Here is a 6,799-nt window from a genome sequence, read left to right on the forward strand (position 1 = left end):
ACCTTCGACCAATTAATCCGTTAAAACTATTTGATTTTCCTCTATGAGTTTGCGCAGGTTTATCAAAGCGTAACGCATGCGGCCCAATGCCGTATTAATGCTTACCCCCGTCTTTTCAGCGATCTCCTTAAAACTCATGTTCTGGTACATACGCATGCGGATCACATCCTGCTGTTCTTCGGGCAGTTTACAAACCAACCCACTCACATCTGAACTGATTTGATCCCGAATCAATTGTTTCTCGGCATTGAGTGTATCATCCTGCATAACGGAGAATACATGGAATTCAGAGCTGCCCTCATAACGCGGCATGCGATTGCTCTTCCTGTAGTAATCAATCACCAGGTTATGGGCAATACGCATAACCCAGGGAAGAAATTTCCCTTCCTCATTATACTTACCCAGTTTCAGGGTACGGATTACCTTAATAAAGGTATCCTGAAAAATATCCTCTGTGACTTCCCGGTCAAAGACCTTGGAATAAATAAAATTAAATATTCGCTGATTGTGGCGATCTATAAGTGATTCAAGAGAGCGTTCGTCTCCTTTTAAATATTTACGTATCAGCGAAGCGTCATCTACATGGAGTTCCATACACATTACTTTTTTGATTGGGTCTCGCAGCACACCCCCCTGTGGGATGGACATTTAAAGACGGAAGTTAAAATTCAAAAAAGTAATAGTGCTTTATAGGCTGCAGATCTATGGTGAATGATATGTCAAATATAGAAAAAATTTTAGAGCACAAACAAGAGACCGTATAAAGTCGTCCAAAGTATATGCTCCATATGGCTTTTGGATTGCACATATTGTATCTTTGCCCCTTACCCCATTTTCCATGGAAGCCATTGGCGAAACAGATCCTAAAAAAGCTATAATTATTAAGGGTGCACACCTGCACAACCTAAAGAATATCGATGTAAGTATCCCGAGAAACCAACTGGTTGTAATCACCGGGATGTCGGGTTCCGGCAAATCAACCCTGGCTTTCGATACCCTGTATGCAGAGGGGCAGCGCCGTTATGTGGAGAGCCTTTCATCCTATGCGCGGCAATTTCTGGGTAAACTCAACAAGCCAAAAGTAGACTACATCCGTGGAATAGCCCCGGCTATTGCCATCGAGCAGAAAATCAACTCCACAAACCCAAGGTCAACGGTGGGCACTTCCACTGAAATCTACGATTACCTGAAACTGCTCTACGCCCGTATCGGTAAGACCTACTCTCCCGTTTCAGGCAATGAAGTGGTCAAACACAGCGTGAGTGATGTCGTCGATTTTGTACGTAGTCAGCAGGAGGCGGCCAGGCTCTTGCTGCTGGCCCCGATTACCATCGCTGAAGATCGCGATATCCAAAAATCTCTCGATCTCCTCTCAAAACAAGGTTATGCGCGAATTCAGCATCAGGGGGAAATCCTCCGAATCGGGCCTGATATGCATAAGGTGGGCAGGTCATTTGACCTTGTGGTGGATCGGATTGTAGTCAAGGAGGAAGATGAAGATTTTATAAATCGCCTCTCAGGAGCCGTAGATACTGCCTTTTTTGAGGGCAAGGGCAGCTGTTTTATCGAAACAGCAGATGGAAAACAGAGAACGTCATTTAGCAATACATTCGAGTTGGACGGTATGGTCTTTCCCGAACCGAATGTGCATTTATTCAGTTTCAGTAATCCCTATGGTGCCTGTCCAAAGTGCGAAGGGTATGGGGACGTTATCGGGATCGATGAAGACCTCGTGGTTCCCAATACGGAGCGATCTGTTTATGATAACGCCATTGCCCCCTGGAAAGGCGAGAGCATGAGCCGGTACCGGGATCAACTTGTAAACAACGCCTATACCTTTGATTTTCCCATTCATAAACCCTGGTTTGAATTAACTCCACAGCAGCGTGCCCTGGTCTGGGAAGGCAATGAGCATTTTACGGGACTGAATGCCTTCTTTCAAAAACTGGAAGAAAAGAGTTATAAGATCCAGAACCGGGTAATGCTATCCCGATACCGGGGCAAAACCCGGTGCAGCCTCTGCTCGGGTACCCGATTGAGGAAAGAAGCTTCTTATGTAAAGGTCGGCGGTAAATCGATTGCCGAACTGGTGGATATGCCGGTTTCTACACTGGCCCTATATTTTGAAGAATTAGCCCTTGATGCGCACAGTACAGCCATTTCCAAAAGACTTTTACTGGAGATCAGAAACCGTATTCAGTACCTCTTAAAGGTAGGACTCGGTTATTTAACACTGAATCGAAAATCGAACACGCTTTCCGGGGGCGAAAGTCAGCGGATCAACCTCGCCACTTCTTTGGGCAGTAGCCTGGTGGGTTCCATGTATATCCTGGACGAACCCAGTGTAGGACTACACCCCAGGGATTCCGAAAATCTAATCGAGGTCCTGAAATCTTTAAAGAACCTTGGAAATACCGTCATTGTGGTGGAACACGATGAAGAAATGATGCGGGCTGCAGATCGTATAATAGACATCGGCCCCGAAGCTGGGACGCTTGGGGGTGAGGTGGTAGCAGAGGGAACCCTTAGTGAAATTTTAAGTACAGACTCCTATACGGCGCGCTACCTTAGCGGGGCTATGGAGATTCCGGTTCCGACCACCCGGCGGAGTGGTAAAGGATACGTCACTGTCCTGGGGGCGCGCCAGCATAATTTACGCAATATAGATGTTACCTTCCCCCTTCAGGTACTCACCGTAGTTACGGGGGTTTCGGGCAGCGGAAAAAGTACTCTGGTCAATAAAATTCTCTATCCTGCCCTCCAGAAAAAACTAGGGGGTTACGGTGAAAAAGCAGGGCATCACAGAAGTCTGGAAGGCGAATTTGAATTTATCAGGCATATTGAATTCGTCGACCAGAATCCTATCGGAAGGTCCTCCCGATCCAACCCGGTGACCTATTTAAAGGCCTATGATGAGATTCGAAACCTTTATGCCCAGCAAAAACTCAGCAAGCTCAGGGGATATAAATCCAAACATTTTTCTTTTAATGTAGATGGGGGCCGATGTGAAAAATGCAAAGGCGAGGGCGACATTACCGTGGAGATGCAGTTTATGGCGGATGTTCACCTGGAGTGCGATCAGTGCCGGGGAAAACGCTTTAAAAAGGAGGTCCTGGAAGTTCAGTTTCACGGGGCTTCCATAAATGATGTACTTCAAATGACCGTGGATGAAGCCATAGCCTTTTTCCGGGAACACAAAGCAGAAAAAATAGCTGCCCGGTTAAAACCCCTGCAGGACGTGGGCCTGGGCTACGTCACACTCGGACAGCCCTCCTCCACCCTTTCCGGAGGGGAAGCGCAACGCATTAAACTGGCGTCTTTCCTGGGCAAGGGACAGGGACGGGAAAAGGCACTCTTTATCTTTGACGAACCCACAACCGGCCTGCACTTTCACGATATCCGAAAACTGCTGGATTCCTTTAATGCCCTTATTGGAAAAGGGCACTCGATTATTGTAATCGAACACAACATTGAACTGATAAAAAGTGCCGACCACGTCATCGACCTGGGCCCGGACGGAGGTGACAAAGGTGGGGCGTTGCTCGCTTTCGGTACACCGGAGGAGGTGGCTGCGAATCCGGATTCAATAACCGGCAGGTATTTAAAAGAAAAACTCCTGGTCAGCCCGGAGCCCTGAATACGCAAGGGAGGTGCCTCCCTGACTTTTTTGATTTAGATCTTCAGTGATTCAGGCATAACTAATATTTTTATATTACTGTATTTCAGTGACTTACATTGTCATAATCCAGTTTGGCACGGTGATTGGTCTTTAGAGCATGGATAGAAATCGTTTTTATCCTTAACTAAAAACCCTATCGCCATGAAAAATCTAGTCTTCCTTTTAACCGCATTCATTTTTGGTACAGGAACTTCCTTCGGAGCCAGTATGGGTAACTCAACTGCTTCCTTCGGACATTCCAGGTCCTTTATCTTTACCGAAGCAGATGTAACCTTTTCAGTATATCCCGACGGAGAATTCGACTTTTACCTGGGCGGCCAGTTCGGGGCTCAGGCCGGAGTTTTTGGTGGGCAAGGGGCAATAACCTATAATTCAGGGTTCAATTACAATCCTTATGTGCAATATGACGACTATGGAGCCGTCATACAAATTGCGCAACTCCCGGTCTTCTATGATTATTACGGAAGGGTCAGCCGAATTGGGAATATTCACATGAACTACAGGAGCGGAAGGCTTTACCGCCTTGGTGGTATGCGTATCTACTACAATGGATTTGGGTACTACAACTACCATGTCGGATATATCAATCCGTTTAATCGGGTTTATGTATATCAGCCGTTTCACAGGTATTTCGTCAGGCCGGCTGCCGCATTTTGTATGGTGTACCCACAACCCTACAGACGCTATTACAACCCGGTCCGGTATACCTACCACAGGCCTTATTACAACAATACACGCAGGGCGTATGCCCGTGTCGGAAAGCATACGCGCTACCAACATCGGGCCGAACGCAGCAGGGTTTACAAGAATGACCGCCAGGTTGTTGCGCGGAATACTGCTAATAAGAGGAGCTCGTCCGGAATTGCTGCCGGAAGGAATTCTTCGGCTCGTAATGTTCGTACCGAAATACAGCGTGGATCTACCGCCCGTTCAGCCTCAGTAACCCGGGCGCAAACCGCCCCAAAGAGGAGCAGGAGTGTTGCAGCCCAGCGTACCGTTAGTCGAAAGGCCACACCTGCTGCTAAACCCTCCAGATCGATAAAGCAAACAGTAGCTTCAAGATCTGCTGGAAAAGAACGGATCAGCCCTCAAAGGCTAAATAAAAAAAGAAGTTCTACAGTCCGACGGAGTGGAACGGCTTCGAGAGAAACCGCAGGCAGGAGCTCACGCACTTCAAATAGCCGCAGCCGGACAACGGCCAGGGCTTCCCGCCGAAGTACCGGCTATTAAGAATGTATTCAGGTCGGTGATTGATCAGGCCCCTTGGAATAAAATCTATTCCCGGGGGCCTATTTTTTTAGTCTTCTCTTAAATAGCGCTATCAGGTCTTCAGAAACCTTAAATTTCAGAATCGCACCCAAATAAACCCCGGCGATTAAAACACTCTTCAAAGTAATGTTCACCACGGGATGGAAAGGGAAGGCAATCCAGTGGAACAGCAAATACGTGAGCACCGCGATGCCAAAGACCTTAAAACTGTTTACACTCCAGGGGGTTAATCCGAATTTCCACTTTACAAAAAGCATTTTTACCAGGTTGTAAAGACCGGCAGAGATACAAGTAGCTATGGCCGCCCCGGTAAGTCCCAGTATGGGGATGAGCCAGGCGTTTAACAAAATGGTCATAAGTGCCAGCACCACCCCCATCAAGAGGAGCATTCGGTAATATTGGGAGTTATACAGAATGGCCGTATTGATTCCCAGAAAAGCATCAAAAAGGCGTACAAGCCCCAGGAATAAAACAACAGTAACCCCTCCCCTGTAGGATTCCGGCAACAACAGATAGAAATCTTCAAGATTCAGGAGGATCCCGATAAAAATCAGGGCTGTTATGGCCAGGAGGGTCAGGGAACTTCTTTTGTAGAGCTTTTTTAAACCATCCAGGTCCCCCGAATTCATTAAGGAAGCCGTAAGGGGATAGGTGATTTGGTTCATGGACCGGAAGGGGACGATGATCACCGTGGCAATAAAAACGGCTACCGTGTAATACGCCACGTTTTCGATCTGGATGTACTGGTTAATCATAAACCTGTCAATCTCCAGGAGCACCACAGAAATAGACCCGCCCAGGATGATCAGACTCGTATATTTTAGCACCTCTTTAAACCCTTTGGGCAGGGCCAGGCGGAAGTGAAAGGGCTGCAACCTCATGGCGTGCCAGGCCATGAGTATCACACGGATTCCATATAGAATTACCAGCCAGCTGAGAAAACCAGCCTCGCTGATGACCCTAAAAAACAACAATAGAAGTAAAATGCTTACCCCGAGGCGGATAAAAATTTCTTTGAAAAAGGTTCCCAGGGTTGATTTCAGACAGACCTTGCTCCAGGCGAAAAAGACCTCAAAATAGGCCATAAAGAGTCCTATCCAGAAAATATGCCAGACATAGTCCGATACGATCTCGTTCCTTCCCGATATAAAATCCGCAATGACACTATTGGCAAAATAACTGAATATCCCCAGCGGAAGGACAATCAATAAAGGCACTGCCAGCACAAGGGTGAGAAGGGGCTGGAGATCCGCACGCTCTTTATAAGCGGAGTAATACTTGACAAGAGTATTGGGAATTCCAAAAGACATGACCGGCATCAAAAGTGTCGCTGTAGATATCAAAACCCCGACCAGGCCAAAATACGCATCCGACATCACACGGGTATACAGGAATAGTGTGTTTACCGCACCCAATGCGAAGCCCAGATAGGTGATGGTGGTATTCAAAGCTGTTTGTCGGAGCACTATTCCCATAGTACTTCTTTTACGAGTCGCGCGGTAAGCGCTCTGCGGTGATAAGCTTCTACACCTTCGGCCTCTACAGTCAGTTTATGCTGTTTGTAATCCTGATACCACGTAAGTAAAATCTGTTGGATCTCGTTTTGCTCCCCATATCGAAAAGCCGCCCCGGATTTGCACTCCGCGATTAAGGAAGCGACTTCCCAGTTCTCAGGGCCTATAGCCAGGATGGGACGAGATGCTGCGAGGTACTCGAAGAACTTCCCTGGAATGATCCCCCGGGTCTGAGGGGTGTCAATTTCAATCAGGAGTAATATCTGTGCACTGCGCTGGTGCTCCAGGGCCTGATCGTGCGGGATATACTCCTTAACAGACAACTGCCCGGCCAGCC

The 6,799-nt window shown here is 47.4% G+C and carries 4 protein-coding genes and 1 pseudogene; 2 read left to right on the plus strand and 3 right to left on the minus strand.

What is annotated here, in order from left to right:
* Positions 1 to 12 precede the first annotated feature (12 nt).
* Entirely contained in the window at positions 13 to 594 is a 582-nt protein-coding gene (locus WBV75_RS11215; protein ID WP_424120689.1) for an RNA polymerase sigma factor, read from the minus strand.
* A gap of 244 nt (positions 595 to 838) precedes the next feature.
* On the opposite strand from WBV75_RS11215, the gene uvrA reads away from it, so the two are divergent.
* Positions 839 to 3,637 (plus strand): excinuclease ABC subunit UvrA, encoded by a 2,799-nt coding sequence (gene uvrA, locus WBV75_RS11220; protein ID WP_424120690.1) that lies wholly within the window; start codon positions 839 to 841, stop codon positions 3,635 to 3,637.
* A gap of 183 nt (positions 3,638 to 3,820) precedes the next feature.
* Positions 3,821 to 4,909 (plus strand): hypothetical protein, encoded by a 1,089-nt coding sequence (locus tag WBV75_RS11225; protein WP_424120691.1) that lies wholly within the window; start codon positions 3,821 to 3,823, stop codon positions 4,907 to 4,909.
* A 59-nt stretch (positions 4,910 to 4,968) separates the two neighbouring features.
* Here WBV75_RS11225 and WBV75_RS11230 read toward each other — a convergent pair whose 3' ends face one another.
* Both WBV75_RS11230 and WBV75_RS11235 read right to left on the minus strand, forming a co-directional pair.
* The gene (locus WBV75_RS11230) at positions 4,969 to 6,423 is read right to left on the minus strand and encodes a lipopolysaccharide biosynthesis protein (RefSeq protein ID WP_424120692.1); all 1,455 of its coding nucleotides are present in this window, start codon (positions 6,421 to 6,423) and stop codon (positions 4,969 to 4,971) included.
* A pseudogene (locus tag WBV75_RS11235) lies at positions 6,414 to 6,799 on the minus strand (glycosyl transferase family 1); the annotation flags it as partial. The pseudogene WBV75_RS11235 and the gene WBV75_RS11230, both read right to left, overlap by 10 nt.

Source organism: Robiginitalea sp. (assembly GCF_049588695.1).
Classification (GTDB): domain Bacteria; phylum Bacteroidota; class Bacteroidia; order Flavobacteriales; family Flavobacteriaceae; genus Robiginitalea.

Excerpts from the sequence above, each read along its gene's own strand:
- WBV75_RS11215 (WP_424120689.1), bottom strand. The coding sequence starts at position 594 with ATGGAACTCCATGTAGATGACGCTTCGCTGATACGTAAATATTTAAAA.
- uvrA (WP_424120690.1), top strand. The coding sequence starts at position 839 with ATGGAAGCCATTGGCGAAACAGATCCTAAAAAAGCTATAATTATTAAG.
- WBV75_RS11225 (WP_424120691.1), top strand. The coding sequence starts at position 3,821 with ATGAAAAATCTAGTCTTCCTTTTAACCGCATTCATTTTTGGTACAGGA.
- WBV75_RS11230 (WP_424120692.1), bottom strand. The coding sequence starts at position 6,423 with ATGGGAATAGTGCTCCGACAAACAGCTTTGAATACCACCATCACCTAT.